Genomic DNA, 18,215 nt, shown 5'->3' with positions numbered 1-18,215 from the left:
TGTGAATCCGTGTACGGAACAACCACATGGGTAACAAACGAGTTCACTCACATGGGTAACACTTTGAGACTTAGATATCTCTTGTGAGGTTTCCGTTCATCTATTCCTCCAATCACGATGGGACCGAAGTGAACATGCCAGAGACCTTCCTCGATCGCTTCAAGACCAACCAGCTCTCCATGCAGTAGGTGCCCGACGTACATCACCACATTGCGACGTTTGAGCAAGCCGTTGGTGCTCACCCGGTGCGTCTCCATGTAGCTCGGATAGCTCATCTCCGGCAGCCGGGCTGGGTACTCCCGATTCGAGGATGTGTAGCAACTGTGCGGCGTGCGCTGGCTCAGCGCCTCATGGGGCCGCTCTTCGTTGTAGAACCGCCGGCGCTTGTGCCGCGGCTCGATCCGACCTGCGGCCTTGAGGATGTTGTAGATCGTCGTGCGAGAGGGTACCTCGGCCTCGCCAAACCGCTCGGCCAGCCGTTTCTGGATCTTCTTCGGCCCCAACTCCGTGCCGCCATGCCCGCGCAATTGCAGGACCGCCTGGCGGATCGGATAGGCAATCCGCTCTTGGTCATGCCGGCAGCGGCTGCGTTCGTTCAGCCCGTTGAGGCCTTCGTTCGCATACCGCTCGATCCACTTGTAGCCGGTCTTGCGGCTGATGCCATAGCGCTCGCACAACGCACTCACGCTATCCCTGCGTTGCAGGTGATCGATAACAAACAGCAGTCGTTGTTCCATAGGTGTGAGCTCACTCCAGGGCATGGGCTTCTCCCGGTGGCAGTCGCCCATGCAGGGTAGAAAACTGTTACCTATGTGCTTGAACTGTTCTGTTACCTATGTGGGTGAACCATACCTCCGAGCCCATATCAAGTCCTTCGGGCTTAAAAGTGTTTAGCCTCGAAGACGCAAACGCACCTCACACCAAAAAAGGAGTTTTGCGTATACGCCACCCAAGACTACCTGTGATTAAGTTTTGGCAGTGGGCGACAGATACCCGCCCCTAGCGCGGCCCTAGTCGAAGATATACCACGCCGTCCCGCTTGCAATAGCGTGAAAAGCAAAACAGCGGCCCATTCCTACAGTAGGGTTGAGAGCTCCACACACAATGCCACCTGTCGGAGCATGCCGGAAATTGTTCTGCCTTTCGCAATTGTCAAACACCTGCCCGTTGTTTGATTTATGACAAAACAGTCGCACCTATGACATTCCGTGTTCAATTCCATTGCGCCTTCCCAAAGCGCCCATGCCATTGGCATATATATTGCTTTTGAGTCTTTTCTTGAGAGCCTGCGTTGACGAATATCGCCCCTGATCCAGGCTTCAAACGGGCCCGCTCATACCATAGGTCAATATCCCACGTGAAGCTCACAAACGATATCGGAATGGCAGGCATCTGTACAACTGAATCGCTCCGTTCATGGGAAACGAAGCCGATGGGCTGTGTGGCGGTGTACGTCCAGTCAACGATGAGATCACGGTCATGGGGCGCAGGAATGACGTATGAGGAGAACTTGGCTGCTCTAACGCTACCGCTCTTTGCGGGAAGCTTTTTCATATATCAAACGCTCAATGGCATGGACACGGCAAACATTGCACGGATTCTGCCTCACATATCATTATTGGTTTTTATTTTTAGAGACAATGGATGTTGGCCTTCTATAAAAACTAAAAATTTCAACCTAGAATGCCAATAATAACCCTATCCTTGGATAGCCAACATGAACAATGCTATTTCTACTTGGCATAACGATCATTTGTACTTCGCACATTTACTGGACCTACTTCAAAATCAAATCGGGTCTTTTTTCGAGGGAAAACAGCCCAATTATCGATTGATAGCCAAAATCGTCGAGTACATGTGTGATTATGGCGATCGCATTCATCATCCTCGAGAAGATGTTGCTTTTTCGTTACTGGTGAAGCGATATCCCGATATACAGCTTGTAGTGAATCGACTTCTACAGGAACATCTAGTGATCGCGGAAACCAGTGCTCAACTACTTGACCACTTCAAGGGCGCCGAATGGGACGTTATAACGCCTAGAGACGTGTTAGTGGCACAAGCGGCAATATATCTTGCTTACTATCGCAATCATCTATCTTCCGAGGAAAACCTAGTCATGCCACGAACAGTGGAGATGCTGACTGCAGAGGATTGGGCCGAAGTCGATGCCGTCGTTCCAGAGAGCGTTCATCCGTTATGTGGGATAAGTCTTCAGGAGCATTTCGCGACGTTGCGCAAGCAAATACATGATGAGGAGCAGTTGGATTGGTGAGCCGGATGCGGGCGACCCTTTTTCCCAGCCACAAGCGGCATAGAGGTTGACACCTTTGACCTCACTGGCGCTGCTCGAATGCGCTTCGCCTTCGCCCCACGACCGAAGCTCCGAGAAGCGTTAAGAGACTGGCCGCCGTGCGATGCGGGAGACGTCCCGACACGGTTTCGGCCCTAAGCTGCTCGACCATTTGCGATCGTGTTGTCCGCATATCCACGCTAGCCCGCGATTCGCAATCACCCTCCTGCTTCTGAGCGGAATCCTTAGCCATCTCGGAATAGGAAGCTGTACGCGCTTAGACCAGGCGCGCCGCCTAGGTGGACGTATAGCACTCTTGAGCCTTCAGGAAATTCACCACCACGGACCATATGGATCAATGCGTGCATAGACTTACCCTCATACACTGGATCAGTCATTATGCCTTCGTACCTGGCGCATAAACGGATTGCTTCGAGCGTACCTTCGGATGGTAGCCCGTACTCCGGTCCGCCGTAACGCGTCTCGAGCACGATGTCGGTATCAGTAATCTCGCGACCTAGGTCGACAAGCTGTGCGGTGTGGCGCGCGATTCGCAGAATTTGCTCCCGAGTATGTTCGGGCCTTGCCGAAGCATCAACGCCAATCACGCGATTGGCGCGTCCTTCATTTGCAAAACCGACTGCCATGCCGGCTTGGGTGCTCCCTGTAACCGAGCACAACAGGATATAGTCAAAGCGGAAGCCAAGTTCCGCCTCTTGCTCCCGAACTTCCTCGGCGAATCTGACAAAACCCAAGCCACCCAGGGGATGTTCAGAGCAGCCAGCGGGAATCGGATATGGTTTTCCACCATCATGAAGCACACTTTCTATTGCCTCCTTCCAGCTCTTTCGTATTCCGATATCGAAACCGTCGCGAACTAGGCGTACGTCGGCTCCCATAATGCGCGACATCTGGATATTCCCGACGCGGTCATAGACCGCGTCCGAGTAGTTAACCCAGTTCTCCTGGACCAGAACGCACTTGAGTCCAAGATGTGCTGCTACCGCCGCCACTTGCCTTGTCTGATTAGACTGTATGCCTCCAATCGACACCAGCGTGTCGGCACCCTGCTCTAGCACATCGGGAATCAAGTATTCAAGTTTTCGAGTTTTGTTTCCTCCAAAAGCTAGCCCACTGTTACAGTCCTCACGCTTTGCGTAAAGCCGGACTTTTCCTCCGAGATGCTCGCTCAGTCGCCTTAGAGGATGGATGGGGGTTGGGCCAAATGTCAATGGGTAACGGGGAAAGCGTTCGATCTTCATGACGGAGCTCCGGCGTGATGGTAAGTTGTACTCGTGGGGGATAATTAAGGGACACGTGCCTCTCTTGGATCATTTCCCATTCTCATGTTTTCAAACGAACTTCATTCCAAAAAATGGAAAGCACGCGGCACTCTTGCAAAGCTCACCCAATTTGAGCACCATAAAAAGAATTGACTTCAATTTTTCTCGTATGAAACCTATGGGAACAACAAAATTTCACACAACCGACCAATCTAAGGTAAGCGTTGATACACTAGATGGTATCGACAAGGCCATCTTGAGAGCCATGCAGCAAGATGCATCAATCTCAAACCTGGCGCTGGCAGCGCATCTCAATCTAAGTCCGCCGGCGTGCTCTCGGCGCGTTGAACGACTTAAGAGGACTGGCCTCATCCGTGGCATCGTGGCGTTGCTGAATCCGGTGAAGCTAAGGGCTGGCATGCTGGTATTGATTGGCGTGGTCCTGGAACGTGCCACTCCCGAGTCCTTTGCGAAGTTTGAGGCGGCCGCGAGAAAAGTCACAGGCTGCATGGAATGCCATGTAGTAGCTGGGGAGTTCGACTATTTCATGATGGTCCGGACTCGGGATAGCGAAAGCTTTAACAGACTGCATTCCGAGCAACTTCTATACCTGCCGGGTGTACGGCAACTCCGTTCCTTCATGACGCTCAAGGAAGTGCTAACGAGCACCCGGATTCCGATTTGATTTGAAGGGACTGACAGAAAGTTTCAGCGTTTCTTCAGGTCGGCTGTAGAAAGCCACGCCGGCCGTGTACTGCTTGGTTCCGGGGACAGGGCGGCGTCGCCCTTAGCCACAAGCAGCGCCTAAGCTCGGAGGCCTAACCCGCGTCGCATAACACTCTTGCCGTAACTGAGCGCTTTCCTTCGTTCTTCGGGCACTGCACAGCGGTTGTTCCGCCCAGTTCAGTCGGTTGCTTCGTCGCGTTTCTCGGGATCAATGGTTTCTCAATTTTGGCGTGAGCGTGTAGTGCCATGTACTTTTTCAGTGACCTTTAAGACGAACCTCTGGTCCTTTTGTCGCGAATGACACCTCGCTACTGCTCGAAAGCTTGCCCGCATGCCGTCTCAGCATATTTTTTTTACTGGTACGGATATTGCGGAGGTCTTAGCCGTCGCGTCGCTCCATACGCAACCTTTTGGTTAGTGTGGGGCGCCTTTGCTTGAAAGGAGGAATATGTATGACCGCTACACCTGTTCGTGATGATCTCGACGACACCCCGTTCGCGCGTCTCCAACACGAGGGGCGTCTTCTCAATGCAGTCTTCAAGGGTCAAACGACGAAGCCAAGGCGCGTTGGTTTTCGGGGCGAACTTGCGCTCCGCTTCGCCCCGCGGCTCGCCGACGAGGCGCGGCCACCCGAACTGTGTTGCGAGCAGGTGATGGCTGTGGCCCACGCGGGTGACCCGCAGCTGCCATTCTTTTGCGGCTGGCTCTTGAGTTTCGAGCACTTAAGAGACGTCGCCGAAGTGTTGGGTGACGCCTTGCACGCGCGCGGGAAGTACTTCCTCTTCTGCGACAATATCGATCTGACTAAGCGATACCAAGTACCGTACAGGGGAGCAATGTTCTATGTACTGCCGATCATTGAGTCGACTGTGTACAACGAGATGCTGGAGCTTCTGTACTTGGAAAAAAATGAGCTGAAAAAGCAAAGTACGGCAGCAAAGTTGGATGCTATAGCCGACGCCGGTTGCCGATTCGAGTTGCCCTTTGACATTATCAGCTATGAAGAAGGAATCAAAGTGATGGGGCCGGTGCGCAATCCACACGAAAATCGACCAGTCTGACGTTTTTCATTGCGGCCTCTTGAACTGTGACAATTCGTCTAACGTGATACAGAGATACAACCGGAGTGCAATGATGTCACTGGAGAACACGATTGCCCCGTACGAGATCATAGATACTGAAAGCCCCCGATGTATCGAAAGATCGTGGAAAAACCGTAGGCATGCGCCCCTTGCGATATGGCTGTCGAACCATGGCTTCCCCGACCCAGATTCATTTGGCGTAAATGGAATTACGCCGCTGATGGAGGCAGCGCTAGAGGGGAATGACCACATTGTCGCGACTTTGCTCTATGAGGGTGTACCCGTCGGCATGCTAGACGACGAAGAGAATAGTGCGCTCTGGTACGCGTGTTTGAACGGTGCGCCCAAAACCATCCTCAGGTTAATCAACGCCGGCCTCGATATCGATCACACAAACGGAGATGACCTCACGTGTCTAATGCGGGCCGCTACAAGTGGCCAGCTTGACGTTATGAGATTTTTGATGTCGCTAGGAGCAAACGAAAGGCTCGTTGCACCCGACGGGCGAAACGCTCTGGAAATGATGACTGATTGGGTAATGCGGAATTGCATCGACCATCGAACAGAGGCCATTCCGTTGGATACTAATTTTCTATGAAGAAGAGGCCTATGCCGCTCTACGACTATGTTTGCCGCCAATGCGGTCTACGCTACGAAACGCTCGTACGCGCAAGCGCAAAGCCCGTGTGCCCGCAATGTGGCAGCGTGACACTGACTAGGCAAGTCTCTGCGCCATCCCCTCCTCTGCGTAGCAAGTCGCTCGTCGCAGCAGCACGTCGGCAGGCCGCAAAGGAAGGACATTTCAGCAATTTCACCGCGGAGGAACAACGGGAACTCCTTCGCCGGAGCTGAAAGAAGGAGGGGACGAGCGACACGTACGCAAGAGAGGCTGCTCACTTTCGCGAAGCCACGCAACGATCCTCACGCCACCGTGCTCTTGGCCGTCTTCTCTTCATATACGGATTTAAACGGCGGTTCACCTAGCGCGCTCACTCGGGCCACCGGCGCTTTAGCTGTTCTACTCACGGTTATTGCCGGTCAGCTGTTCCGCCGGCCAATCGCGCGTACGTCAATGCGCGCAACCTCAAGCTCGCCTACGCCTTCACTAGCAGCGATGCTCGGCCGCACATCAGTCTTTGCGAAAGTTAGGCCAGTCCGAGTCGGCGAGTCGATAAAATCAATTGTCACGCCATCCAATAGAAGACGGCTTTCCGCTGGCAAGAAAAGGCGAACGCCTTTGATATCCATCTCTTCGTCGCCTACGTGTGGCTCAGCCTCAGCGCTGAATTCTGCATCATATTCAGAGCACGCGCCAACGCTAACGCACAGCCGAAAGCCAGCACCAAGTGGCACGCCGGAAAAACGCACGACACAACGCATGAATTCAGCGGCAGTAGCCGTAACAGTTAGGTTAGGTAGCATGGTATTGATTCCCACAATATGATATTTTCCGACATTGCGCTGCCAAGGTTGGCCGCAAGATCTTGCATACAAGGCAACACACCCCGCCTTATGCTTTGGGCTCAAACTGCATCTGCCTGACATTCTTGATGGCCCCAGCTTGGTGAAGGCCCCCAAATGCGAAATCCATGCCACCGCTTAAAATGGATTCTTCGAAGAATTCCGTGGGCCTAAGTTGCCACATTCCGTAAGCTGATGTCCTAAACATGGCTGTCAGGGAGAGGGAATGCTGGAGCGCAAGGCGCTGCAGACATTGGGTTGCTTTTCGGACGACTCAAGCGGCCACTACCGCCGACCGGGATGGGTGCAGAAGGCCTCGGAGCAGCGGGAGCGCAGGCATGGCAGAGTCGCATTCCTGCCCTCGAACTCTTCGCCCAGCGTCTGAAGGCCTACCGGCACGGCATCGTTGCCCGCTGCCCGGCAGCCGTTGAACACGAGCGTGGTCGAGGGCATCAACAACACCATTAAGGTCATCAAGCGCCGTGTCTACAGCTACCGCGACGAGGAGTACCTCTTCCTCAATCCGCGCGGCCTTCCCCGGAATCCCTCGTTGAACCTTAAAAGGCGATCTGTGAGTCCTCTTATAGTTGTGTTAGGCAGATTTCGAACGCGGCCGCACGACACTGCCTCCCTCGTTGGCACAGGGCTCAAAATTGCTGTGTTAAGCGGAATACAACCTATCGGCATTGCCGCGCCAACATACTTTGAAGTGGCGCACCAGCAGCTTTCAGACTAAGTCTGGAGAAAATGCGACAGTATTGTCGCATGGTGCACAGTCCAGGAGTGAACGATAGCGGGTTGCTGCCGTCAAAATTGTATGGTCAAGCCCTGCGAAGCGGTCTTCACCAAGCAGACTTATATGGTGCTGCCGAGCGTTTCTCGCGCATTCTGGAAGAGTTCGGACATCTGGTTGCAATTACCGAGGAGAAGTTGCACTTTTTCCTCTTAAGCCGCCCGTTCACCTGGCTGCCAAGAACATCGGCCTCTTAAGGCCCGCGACTTTGGCAGCGGGTCCGCCATGCGTTACGCATGGGGTTTTCTCCGCCTTACGATCGTTCGCCTGGTCATAGAATGCATGCTGCCGTAGACGAACCCTTTGAGGAAGTGCAGGATATGGCACGTGGAATTCAGGCCTGGAAAGCGAAGGGTAGAAAATCCCGCATAATTCTTAAGCTGCAATTATCATCAACATGTAGTGCGCCTCTTAGGGCTTGACCTGGTGAAGCTGTCGCCCTACTCGTATGATTTTTTGGGCTGTTGCCGACACCATCGCTACTATTCTTCCGTGCGCTCTCTATAGAAATGAAATCCATCCGGTAATAGAATCTACCGGCGACTTCAGAGCACGTTTCGAGCTGCCGCCCCCATAGCATTTAGATGGTTTGATAGAACTAAATTTCGAAAATGAATCGCAGAGAGATGCTACGCGCCGGAGCGTATGCCGGGCTGATAAACATGACCCATTCGACACATGCATTCGAACGGCGGCCCCAGGTTGTGTTTCTCAACCCAGGCGAATCCGCTGAACGTGGCACCGGTCAACATTGGCAATTGGTGTCCAGTTTTATGGGCATGGCCGCAATGACGTTTAATATGCAACTGGAGGTGCTGTACGCAGAGCGAGATCATTTACTCATGCAGCGCCAGGCGGAGGAAGTTGCTCGACGTAGTTTTCCCCCGGACTACGTAATCATTGTCAACGAGAAGATGGCCGCACAACAAATGCTTAAAGTGTTGGCTCACTCACCGTCCAAAATATTGGTTATTCACAACGACCTGACGTCCGAACAGCGCCAGTACGTCGGCAATGAACGGGAGAAAATTTCGAACTGGATCGGCACATTAACGGCGAACGCCGAGTTGGGCGGATTTCGCCTGATGGAATTTTTATATCAAAGACTCGGTCGACGAGAGGTTAATGTTATTGGAATCACTGGGGATCCTAATACACCAGTCTCCCTGGAAAGGGCTGCCGGGGTCGCCGCCTTCTTGAATCAAACGGCAAATGGGCGCATCTGCCAATTGGTTTTTAGTGACTGGAGTCGCGCCGATAGCCACCAAAAGGCTCGCGTACTGCTGGCACGGTACCCCGAGGCAAATGTCATATGGGCCGCCAATGACACTATGGCACTGGGTGCGCTTGATGCCGTCAAGCTGAACAACGCCCATGTTCAGGTAGGCGGCATGGGAGCTTTGAAAGAAGCGCTTGAAAGCGTGATTGATGGCGGCCTTGCAGGCATCGTAGCAGGCGATTATTTTATCGGTGCTTGGGCAATGGTACTGCTATACGATTATCACTGGGGCAAGGATTTTGCAAAACATGGGGGTCCGCGTCTCAAACTCGACTATCTTGGCATTATCGAGCGCACGAACGCCAGACGTTTTGCCGATGTCGTTTTTAGACGAATCGAAGCCTTTGACGTTAGACCCTACTCAAAGCATTTAAATCAACGGGAAGGCTCCTATGATTTCGATCTTAAGCATCTTTTCAAAACCACGACCAGAAACCTCTGATGCGTGTGCTTTCCAAGTTTTCGCTGAGATCCCTAAATCTTCATACCAAGTTGATGCTTTCGCTTGTCGTGCTTGTCGCCACCGTCGCGGGAACTTCAGCTTCTATGTTAGTAGAGCACGAGCGCAACAGCCGACTTCTCGCACTCGGAGACCGGGCCACAAGAATTGCTGACCTTTTCAGCCAATCGCTTGCTCTGCCCTTATGGAACGTTGATCTGCGCGCAATCGAAAACCAACTCGCCGCGCTTGCACCCAACCCTGAAGTTGCCGAGTTTACGGTTACCGCGGCAGGCTACGGAACGGTAGCTACTGTAAAAGGTTCCCGTCACTTAAACGAGGGCGAAAGCGTTGTACGTATACGAGCAATTGAATATGATCCACCCGGAAACGCACCGAAAGAGAAAATCGGGGAAATTCGAGTCGTACTAACCAAGGCTGTCGCTCAGGAGGCAATCAACCGCGCCCGGCAGGCCATCTTTGCGATTATGGCAGCGCTGCTAGCAGTGCTTTACGCTGCTAGCTTCCTCCTGCTGAAGCGCATGGTCCGCAGCCCCGTCAATCGCCTCGAAAAGATGGTCGATAAGATCGCCGGTGGAGACCTTGATGCGAGATGCGAGGTGAAATCTGACGACGAGCTCGGGCGTCTCGCCGTGCGAATCAATTACATGGCCGATCAGCTTCGGACATCGACACTGCTTCTTCAAGAAAGCGAGAGAAAGTATCGTAGCATCGTAGAGAATGCTGTCGAGGGTATATTCCTCCTCGATCAAGCTGGAAATCTTGCCGAAGCCAATCCCGCGATGGCTCAACTGCTTGGCTATGACAACGCGTACGATTTGACCGTGTCTGCAGAAAGCGATGGTCGACCAAAAAGCCCATTTTCTCTCAGCCTAACTGCAACTTTGTTCAAGACCTTGAACGCCGATGGCGAAATTCGCGGCCTCGAACTTCAGTTGAGTCGGCTTGATGGAACACCTATATGGGTCCAATTGAATGCACGCGGCCTAATGGGAAACGATGGCAGCCTTCGTTATCTCGAAGGATTGCTCACCGATGTGACCGCCCGCAAGCATGCCTTGGAAGATTTGCAATTGCAGCGCGATAGGCTGGAGTTAGAGGTGAGTGAGCGGAAATGGACCGAACTCGAATTGCTAGCATCCCGGGAGCGCCTCCAACAATTGCATGCGCATCAGGAAGCGATTCGGGAGGAGGAAAGGAAGTGCATAGCCATGGAAATCCACGATGAACTAGGGCAGCTTTTAACAGCCCTCAAAATGGATCTCTCCTTATTAAGCATGCAATTGCCGACGGGATCTGCCGTGATGCAGAAGGCTGAAGAGATGCGCGAATTGATTGAACAGACCATTCGCATTGTGCGAAATGTGGTCAGTCACCTGCGACCCACGGCATTGAACTATGGTCTCGCGTCCGCATTGGAATGGCTCGCTGCAGACTTTAGCCGCCACACCAAGATTCCGTGTCGATTCCAATCCACTCACCCTGAACCAAATCTTCCCGACCCTCGTGCAACGGCAATTTTTCGTATCGTTCAAGAATCACTTACCAATGTAGCCCGCCACGCCAAAGCTTCCCAAGTCGATGTCACACTTGCCAATACAGAGGCCGGTATCGAAGTGATCATCAGGGACAACGGGCAGGGATTCAACGTTGTTTCTGCTCGCGCCGGATATTCATATGGATTGTACGGTATGGCGGAACGCGCTCGCCTAATTCGCGCGCAGCTAGAAGTTCACAGCAAGCCAGATCGCGGTACCCTAATAAGACTGCGACTTCTGGAAACCTTTGAAAAACCTCAATCCCATTAATCGAGAATCCGAGTTGAGTCGCCAGGAAGTCTTAGAGACCTCATTCCTGCGTGAATCCATGTCGAATTGCATAGCGAATAAGCTCGGCATTGTTCTGAAGACCCAGCTTTTGCATCAGCCGCATCTTGTGGGTGCTGATCGTCTTGGCGCTTAGCGATAGTGAATCGGCGATCTCGTTGACGGTTTGCCCTGTGGCGAGTCGCTGCAACACTTGGAATTCCCGATCAGACAGCACTTCATGTGCTGGCGCGTCAGTGCCCCTCTGGTGAAACACCATGGCGTCAACCAATGCCGGATCGATGAACTTGCCCCCTGCGGCAAGCTTGCGTATTGCCCCAAGGAGGATCTCCGGGTCACTATCCTTTGTCACATATCCGGATGCTCCAGCACGTAAGGCCCTTGAAGCGACTTGTGCTTCGTTATGCATGCTGAGAACTAGGATGACGAGACTCGGCCATTCGAGACGAACCCTCCGAATCAAGTCGATGCCACTGATACCGGGCATAGTCATGTCCAAGAGCAGGAGATTGAATTCTCCGGTGCGCAATTGCTCCAACGCAGCGGCGCCATCCGCGGCCTCGCCTGAGACGACGATATCTGTCGTTGTCGCCACAATTTGCTTTAGACCACTGCGGACGATCGCGTGGTCTTCAGCAATAAGAACTCGAATCATGCTTGACAGGGATTGGGGGCTATAAATTGACGCGCCCGCAACAGCACTGGGATCACTGTCGATACTTGGACTTTCAAAACCCTATTATCAACACCGACACCCGTTGCTAGGTACGGAAGGAACATGGTACGCCATATCCCTGGTGTTCGGATATGGGAGACATCGATAGAGGCATCCCCTCGCTACGCGGGGGTGAACTCTAGCGGCGTATTCGTGCCTTACGTTCGGGCGCCGTCTTGTAGAAAGCGCCGATGGAAGCTTTGATCACCAGTAAGTGCGCGCAAGTCTAACGGCAGCTTCGCTGTACTCCCGGGGCGAAAGGAGCTTCCCGTCTACATGACCAGCGCGGCTCTTTCCGCAGGTACGTCGTCTTTGCATGCACAGCAAGTGACTAAAAAATATCGTTTTGCTTCGCAAGCGACGAAACGAAATGTGAAGAAACGGCACGCGCATGGAGCACCTTGGCGGTCGTGCACCGCCGGTATGACGATTGATATACCAATGCGTTGCCAGTCTCTTCGTGCTTTTAGCGAGCGGCAGTCCGCGTGAGTGGAGCAAGATCCATACCAACATCAGATTGCAGGTCGCCCGCATTGCTATAGGCGCGCTCAGGCCGGGACAGAGCACGGATAGGTGCTCGCTGATAAATTCTCAGATACCTGCTGCAGAATGCTCGAGAAGCAGCGGACTTTTTCGTACCGCCGAGACGGCACGATTCGTCGGATGCGGTGATGGCAGCCGCACCGCTGGTGATGCCCTTAGCCACGGATAGCGCGCGCTGGTGCCCGACCAGATGCTTACCGACAGGCCGAAAAGGCTTTGCATTTGCCAGGCGCACCGCGTCCGCATCGTCCCTAGCGACTGCGATGCAGTAAACGGGCCAAATATTTCTTCATCGAAGGCAGCCATTCCAGGCGGCATATTGGCGATCACTGTCGCCACCTCTATCCCGGGTTTTGGCAGTGTGAATGAAAGCGGTGAGCAATGCGGACAAGATCAGGACAACGGCCTGCGGTCACACTGGCCCACACCATCGCCGATATGCAACGCAACAGGGCATCGGGCCGGTGCGTAGCAGAGTCGAAAACTGGCCGCAGTTTTCTGCCTCTAAGCTGAGGCAACGCGGATGCCGCCGTATCGAAGATCACCTGGACCTGTTCGCCAATCAGGTCCGTTATGCAGGTCCACTGCCCTTGTAGGGGATGTGGTTCATCTCGACGTTGATCAGACTACGGACCACCCGCCGCCTTGTTGCCAGTATTGGTGCCTGCACCGGGGCGGTTGTCGATCTGGAGTTGCGCCCTGGTGTTCTCGGGAGGCGCGTGCTGATATTGCATGACACGTTGTCGTGGCCACCACCCGGTGCGAACGGCACGAGGATACTGAGCGGCATCGAGGGATAAACCCTGTTGGCGCTGGCACGATCGACACACTGGCGCGCGTCACCGCCAGCAATGACTTGAATGCGTGCATGCAGTCTCCGGATATTTTGCTTGATGTCAGGAGGCGCAGTAGCGCCATGTCGCGCAGCTGCTCTCACAAATTGAAAGCATGCACCCGCTTTGTAATGCTCTGGGCCGACGGCCGAGCCGAAGGCTCGCGCAGCCCATCGTGCCGCCTAGATCGACCGTCCGCGAGGCGGGATTCGCCAGCTCCTGGTCCACGGTGGCGTCGAGGGCTTGCGCCCAGGCGATGCAGTTCGGCATGGCCCGATCTTCAGCCAGCCACTGCACGAGCATTCGAAGACCGGGTCGGCCTGCCCGCGGTCATAGCTGGGCAGTTGGTCGGCCTGAAGAATACGGCACCCAGATGGTGTCTTGATGGTCATTGGTAAAACTCGGGGGACGATTGCGGGATCTGTAAAGAGGCTGAGGGTCCTCGGTGACGTCGTCAAAGCCCAGCTCAACGGCGGTTACGAACGCGCCCTTCTGCTTTTCTTCCTGTGTGCCTTGACCGCCAGCAAAGTGGTCGAGCACCACCGGCAGCTTCAGCGCTGCGACATCCGTGGCCAATTCAGCGATAAGCGAGATCCGCAAGACCTTCACCACCCATCCCAACGCGCCGACCAACAGCTCGCGCGTTTCACTTGGGTCAATGCGAAGTCGTGGTTGCGCAGGCCGCTTACCTCCAGGTTCAGGCCGATTCCCCGCACACAATTGGCATGCATGGCCTGTGCAGGCGTGGTCGCCTCTAGGTCGACCACGATCACGCCGCGTTCCGGTCGCCGAGCCGGCTCAACACATCTAGCAGCGAGGTATTGTCAAATACCGTAGATGCTGGCATGAACCATGCACAACGCCATCCATGCCGATGCACTGCTCATAGACAATCAGCTCTTCCACGGGAGCTGATACGGCGAACACTTTCCCAGATTTACAGTGCCGCCTTGTGCGGACATACTGTTGCATCGGCCGTCCGGGGGTCGCACTCGCCGGTATGCGAAGCGCTGCGGCGGCTGGCGAGTCAGGCAGTGGTCACCGCTCATCCGAACGGCGGCTACGCGGTTGCCGAAAGCGGCCCAGCTCGTCCCGCAAACGAACGCGAGCGAGGCACCGCACTTGGCGACGTTTGCGAGGCGATCTATTTCAGGATTGTGGAGGTACGGCTCAACTGCAAACTGCCGGACCGCTTCACGGAGAATGAGTTGATGCGCAGGTATGACATCACGCGCGTCCAACTGGGTGCCATCCTGCGCCGCATCACACAGAAGGAGTCGTCGAGAGACTGGCCGGTCACGGGTGGATGTTCCTGCCAGTGCTCACGTCTGCCGAAACGTACAAGCAGGGATAGCGCTATCGCTTGCTAGCATCCTTGAACCCACCCTCGAGCTCGACCTAGAAGCTGTCCGGCGATGCTGACAGGAGGCGCTGACCAATGGGGGGCGCACACGGCAACGGCTGCCGTTCTGTTCGATGCCGATAGCCGCTTGCACGGACCATTGCTGCTTGCTCAGGCAACGTGTTCATTCCTCGAAGGCCAGCGTCGTCTTGACCGCTCGATGGCCGAACGGCGCTGCCGCGAGCATCTGATGCTGATCGACAGGCTACTGGCAGGCCCACAGGAAGCGGCCGCCGATTTCGTGCGGCTGCACCTGTGCAACGCGGTACGCGAAAAATCGGATAGCTAAGTTACTAGCATCCGGCCCAGCAGGACATGCTGACGCATGACGTTCAGTCGGCGATCGAACAGGTGCCGTTCGACAATTCTTGATTATCAAATCGTCCCGAGGTGGCAGGGGCTGCTGCTGGGCACCACAGCGCTCTACGGCGGCAATCCGCCAAAGGGCAAGGGCTACCCCAGCCGCGCGGGCACTATCAATTGCACCGCGTGGTGGAAGACTTGTCAGAAGTGCGGGACGCATGATGTTCGATCTGGACTACTTGAGTCGGGAATCGTACGTGCGCTGAGTGTTCTGCTGGATGGCGCTCTGCTGGACGACGCACTGCACTATACGCTTCCTGCGCGCACCCGCAGCGCGTTGTCGTCACCACATGTTCAGCGAGATCGCTTGCAAGCGCCCGGCTTGCTGAGCACGCTGTCGGACCTGAAGGTGGTGGTTCCGACCAAGACCGCTGTGGGCTATGCGCCGCTGGGCATCGCCAGCCACGACGCCATGGCCAGTCCCGACACGCTGGACTAGTACTTAAACTACGTTGCGCGCTTCCTCAAGGCATGGCGGGCTCAATCAGCAATGGGGGCAGTGTGCCGACGGCAACTGCCTTATCATGGGGCCTTCGCATCCATCACCACAACCATGCAGAACCTGCCAACCGAAGACTTCCAGGATCACCCTCTGGTGCGAATTGGCCACGCCGACTCCTATCTGCTGCTGGCACCTCAACATGGTGGGCGCCTGGTCCGCTGGGTACACCGAGGGCAAGATATCCTTTACTGGCCCGACGCCGCCGACTGGAGCCGCGTTGCCAAGGTCCTCGGCGGCAACCCACTGCTGTTTCCGTTTGCCGGCCGGCATTTTGTCAAGGGCCATCCGGGGCAGTGGCGTGATTCGCAAGGGAAGGTGCATCCGCTCGCGCTGCATGGTTTTGCGCGCGAGCTTCCGTTTGAGGTCAAGGCCATCAACGCTCGCGCGTCCATCACAATGACGCTGCGCGACAGCGGGGCAACGCGCGCAGGTTATCCATTCGCCTTCGCTTTTGATGCCGTCTACGCGTTGCTGCCCGATGGCCTGGAAGTCACGCTGCGCACCACCAATACCGGCACGCAGCGCCTGCCCTGCTATCCCGGCCATCACTTCTATTTCGCCTTGCCCCACTCGCAGCGCGCCGCAGCATCGCTCGCACTGCCGCGCACGGAGCGCTTGCGCCAGCGGTCGGATGGCAGCCCGATGTGCGCGGAGCCGGGCGAGGCAACATACCGGCTCGACGACCCACGGCTGCAGGACGCCCTCCACGCCTTCCGCGATAACCCGTCTGCCACGCTGGCCATACCTGGGCGCAAAATCCGCTTCGAACTGGACCAGCCCGGCTGCGCGCCATGGCATGCCGTGACCACCTGGTCCGAGACTGAGACCGCCGACTTCTATTGCGTGGAGCCGTGGGTAGGCCTGCCCGATGCCATCCACCACGGCCTCGGCCTGCGCTGGATCGAGCCCGGCCAGACGGAAAGCGCGGTGTGCCGGTTGCGCGTGACGTCAGATGGCCCCGCGTTGGCGAAAGTTCGCTCAGACGATGATGTGTCACCGACGTGATAAACGTACCCCAAGTCGCTTTGCCGGAAATTGTTCTTTGTGTGCCCGTTTTCATTAATTCTGTTGCTTTCCCAGCGCATCAGCCTGTCGCTAGCTTGAAAACTTCGACGCCGCTTCTATCGATCATAGGAATCGTGCCAGTGACTTTCAACGCCGCTCATCACCGGCCGGATCTCGCGCGGTGGTCGGATACTACTTCAGCTTAAGACTCCAAGTTAGTAACCACATGGGACATAATCAACCGCGCGTTGTGCCCATGATGTCCCAGGCGGGGAGTCTCGGGGACACGCCGAATCTGCCCAGGGAATGGCGTTCGTATAGACCTGTCAGTAGGTTCACGATGCGCTGCGAATGCGGTCGGCTCGTCGTTTCCGGATCCCAGGCCCTCGTTCGCGAGACGGCGACCTTTCCTTTATCGATCTTTTTGCGGGCTTGGCCCGTCAGTGATTCCAGTACCTTCGGCCGTGCTGTACCGCCGCGGCGGCGAGCACATGACTTCAGCTTAGGGCGCTCGCGGAGCAGCCCGGCCGCGAGCTACATGTGAAGATTCAATACGTTGTATCCGTGGTTCATCCGAACTGAGTCTGGAAAACGGGAAGTCGCCAAGCACCCAGACTTCCAGGAGGTCAGCCGGCCCGACTCACCTTTGCCCGTCGACTCGAGTACGGCGGCCATGTGCCGATGGGGGCCTGGAGCCACACCGACTCGGGCGGCGCGCGATCAGTCGGCCGATTCTATGCCGAGTTGCTGCAGGCGAGATCCCATGTCCTCGCCACCGCGGTCTGAAGCCCATTTGCGCGGCACCACACGTTGCTGGAACGCTGGATCGAGCTGGCCAGCCAAGGTGGCGGGCGCTTTCTGATCCTCGTCATCGACGAAGCCCAGGGGATGTCGCAGCAAGAATGGTTGTGGCTCGGCAGCGAGTGGCCGACGGGCTCTGGCCTGTGGTTCACGGCAAGCCTGGCGCCGGTGCCTTGTGCACAGGGATTCCGGCTTGCGGACAGCGCGACCGCGCTGATGCATGCCATGACCGATTGCCTGCCGGTGGGTTATTGCCTGGCCAATCAATTTCCCGATGAAGACGGTGAGCCATGTCTGCCGCCACGTGCTGCTGCGCTTGGCCGCGGGCGCGGGCGTTGAGGAAGCGACGTCACTGAATGCGTGGCGGCAGTTCGTCAAGGCATGCCGGTCATCGCATCTTGATGGCGATGGTGTCGGCCACTGCGGCGCGACGGCGCAATGAACGCAGCGCGATGCAGATGTGATGGAACCACCGCGTTTAACCTGGCATCGCGACAGCATCCTGCCCTATGCGTCCTTGAGCCACACACTGCATCGGGCCTGCGCACTCAATGGGCTTTGGCCACGCCAGCTTGCGCTCATGGCGGCGGACTGGGATCACCACGGCCGACACCGGCCCGCCTACGGGATTGATAGGGAGCGACTGGCGGCGTTAGTGGGCGAATCATCGGAGAAATTCCAAATGGTCAACGCTCGAAGAAGCGCGGGCTTGCCTGCGGCCCGCCCTCTTCGGCGCCGACGCCAAAGTCTGCCCCCTCTGCCTGGCGGCAGGATATCACTCCGACCTGTTTGCGCTGCGCTGGCTGCAGGACTGTCCGATCCACGCAGTGCCCTGCGTGCGGAGTGTC

16 protein-coding genes and 1 pseudogene are annotated in these 18,215 nt (G+C 55.8%); 12 read left to right on the top strand and 5 right to left on the bottom strand.

Going from position 1 to position 18,215, the window contains the following annotated elements:
- Window positions 1-47 precede the first annotated feature (47 nt).
- Window positions 48-761 carry a helix-turn-helix domain-containing protein gene (locus CBM2588_RS28860; RefSeq protein WP_115684018.1) on the bottom strand — a complete coding sequence of 238 codons (714 nt, stop codon included), beginning with the start codon at window positions 759-761 and terminating at the stop codon, window positions 48-50.
- Between the two features lie 451 nt (window positions 762-1,212).
- Window positions 1,213-1,554 carry a hypothetical protein gene (locus CBM2588_RS28855; protein WP_147298458.1) on the bottom strand — a complete coding sequence of 114 codons (342 nt, stop codon included), beginning with the start codon at window positions 1,552-1,554 and terminating at the stop codon, window positions 1,213-1,215.
- Window positions 1,555-1,717: 163 nt separating this feature from the next.
- Between CBM2588_RS28855 and CBM2588_RS28850 the strand changes: the two genes are divergently transcribed.
- Window positions 1,718-2,275: a hemerythrin domain-containing protein gene (locus CBM2588_RS28850; protein WP_115683792.1), complete on the top strand. Its 558-nt coding sequence runs from the start codon at window positions 1,718-1,720 to the stop codon at window positions 2,273-2,275.
- Between the two features lie 263 nt (window positions 2,276-2,538).
- Here CBM2588_RS28850 and CBM2588_RS28845 read toward each other — a convergent pair whose 3' ends face one another.
- Window positions 2,539-3,555, bottom strand: a complete 1,017-nt coding sequence (locus CBM2588_RS28845; RefSeq protein ID WP_115683791.1) for a 1-aminocyclopropane-1-carboxylate deaminase — start codon at window positions 3,553-3,555, stop codon at window positions 2,539-2,541.
- A 199-nt stretch (window positions 3,556-3,754) separates the two neighbouring features.
- Here CBM2588_RS28845 and CBM2588_RS28840 point away from each other — a divergent pair, with 199 nt between their 5' ends.
- From CBM2588_RS28840 to CBM2588_RS28810, 7 genes and pseudogenes are all read left to right on the top strand, one after another.
- Entirely contained in the window at window positions 3,755-4,261 is a 507-nt protein-coding gene (locus tag CBM2588_RS28840; protein ID WP_269462464.1) for an Lrp/AsnC family transcriptional regulator, read from the top strand.
- Window positions 4,262-4,754: 493 nt separating this feature from the next.
- The gene (locus CBM2588_RS28835; protein ID WP_115683790.1) at window positions 4,755-5,363 is read left to right on the top strand and encodes a hypothetical protein; all 609 of its coding nucleotides are present in this window, start codon (window positions 4,755-4,757) and stop codon (window positions 5,361-5,363) included.
- 70 nt (window positions 5,364-5,433) lie between these two features.
- Window positions 5,434-5,982, top strand: a complete 549-nt coding sequence (locus tag CBM2588_RS28830; protein WP_306437260.1) for an ankyrin repeat domain-containing protein — start codon at window positions 5,434-5,436, stop codon at window positions 5,980-5,982.
- Window positions 5,979-6,236, top strand: a complete 258-nt coding sequence (locus tag CBM2588_RS28825; RefSeq protein ID WP_373424463.1) for an FmdB family zinc ribbon protein — start codon at window positions 5,979-5,981, stop codon at window positions 6,234-6,236. The genes CBM2588_RS28830 and CBM2588_RS28825 overlap by 4 nt, the downstream gene beginning before the upstream one ends.
- A gap of 895 nt (window positions 6,237-7,131) precedes the next feature.
- Window positions 7,132-7,399 (top strand): annotated as a pseudogene (locus CBM2588_RS28820) (transposase); the annotation flags it as partial.
- Window positions 7,400-8,300: 901 nt separating this feature from the next.
- A complete protein-coding gene (locus CBM2588_RS28815) occupies window positions 8,301-9,359 on the top strand; it encodes an ABC transporter substrate-binding protein (protein WP_231942334.1) in 1,059 nt (352 codons plus the stop codon).
- Window positions 9,359-11,185, top strand: coding sequence for a sensor histidine kinase (locus CBM2588_RS28810; protein ID WP_115683787.1), 1,827 nt, complete (start codon window positions 9,359-9,361; stop codon window positions 11,183-11,185). Before CBM2588_RS28815 ends, CBM2588_RS28810 begins: the two co-directional genes overlap by 1 nt.
- Window positions 11,186-11,225: 40 nt before the next feature.
- Here CBM2588_RS28810 and CBM2588_RS28805 read toward each other — a convergent pair whose 3' ends face one another.
- Together CBM2588_RS28805 and CBM2588_RS28795 are read right to left on the bottom strand one after the other, a co-directional pair.
- Entirely contained in the window at window positions 11,226-11,858 is a 633-nt protein-coding gene (locus tag CBM2588_RS28805) for a response regulator (RefSeq protein ID WP_115683786.1), read from the bottom strand.
- Window positions 11,859-13,624: 1,766 nt separating this feature from the next.
- Window positions 13,625-13,894 (bottom strand): hypothetical protein, encoded by a 270-nt coding sequence (locus tag CBM2588_RS28795; RefSeq protein WP_147298456.1) that lies wholly within the window; start codon window positions 13,892-13,894, stop codon window positions 13,625-13,627.
- Window positions 13,895-14,709: 815 nt separating this feature from the next.
- On the opposite strand from CBM2588_RS28795, the gene CBM2588_RS28790 reads away from it, so the two are divergent.
- The 4 genes from CBM2588_RS28790 to CBM2588_RS28780 all read left to right on the top strand — a co-directional run bounded on the left by CBM2588_RS28790 (window position 14,710) and on the right by CBM2588_RS28780 (window position 17,706).
- Window positions 14,710-14,985 carry a hypothetical protein gene (locus CBM2588_RS28790; RefSeq protein WP_147298455.1) on the top strand — a complete coding sequence of 92 codons (276 nt, stop codon included), beginning with the start codon at window positions 14,710-14,712 and terminating at the stop codon, window positions 14,983-14,985.
- A gap of 381 nt (window positions 14,986-15,366) precedes the next feature.
- Window positions 15,367-15,498, top strand: a complete 132-nt coding sequence (locus tag CBM2588_RS31405; protein ID WP_269462457.1) for a hypothetical protein — start codon at window positions 15,367-15,369, stop codon at window positions 15,496-15,498.
- 114 nt (window positions 15,499-15,612) lie between these two features.
- Window positions 15,613-16,566 carry an aldose epimerase gene (locus CBM2588_RS28785; protein WP_115683784.1) on the top strand — a complete coding sequence of 318 codons (954 nt, stop codon included), beginning with the start codon at window positions 15,613-15,615 and terminating at the stop codon, window positions 16,564-16,566.
- Window positions 16,567-17,376: 810 nt separating this feature from the next.
- Window positions 17,377-17,706 carry a hypothetical protein gene (locus CBM2588_RS28780; protein WP_115683783.1) on the top strand — a complete coding sequence of 110 codons (330 nt, stop codon included), beginning with the start codon at window positions 17,377-17,379 and terminating at the stop codon, window positions 17,704-17,706.
- Window positions 17,707-18,215 lie beyond the last annotated feature (509 nt).

The sequence above is a fragment of the Cupriavidus taiwanensis genome (assembly GCF_900250075.1).
Lineage (GTDB): Bacteria > Pseudomonadota > Gammaproteobacteria > Burkholderiales > Burkholderiaceae > Cupriavidus > Cupriavidus taiwanensis_C.
Note: the sequence above shows the minus strand (reverse complement) of the source record. Positions and strands in the feature narration are given on the sequence as shown.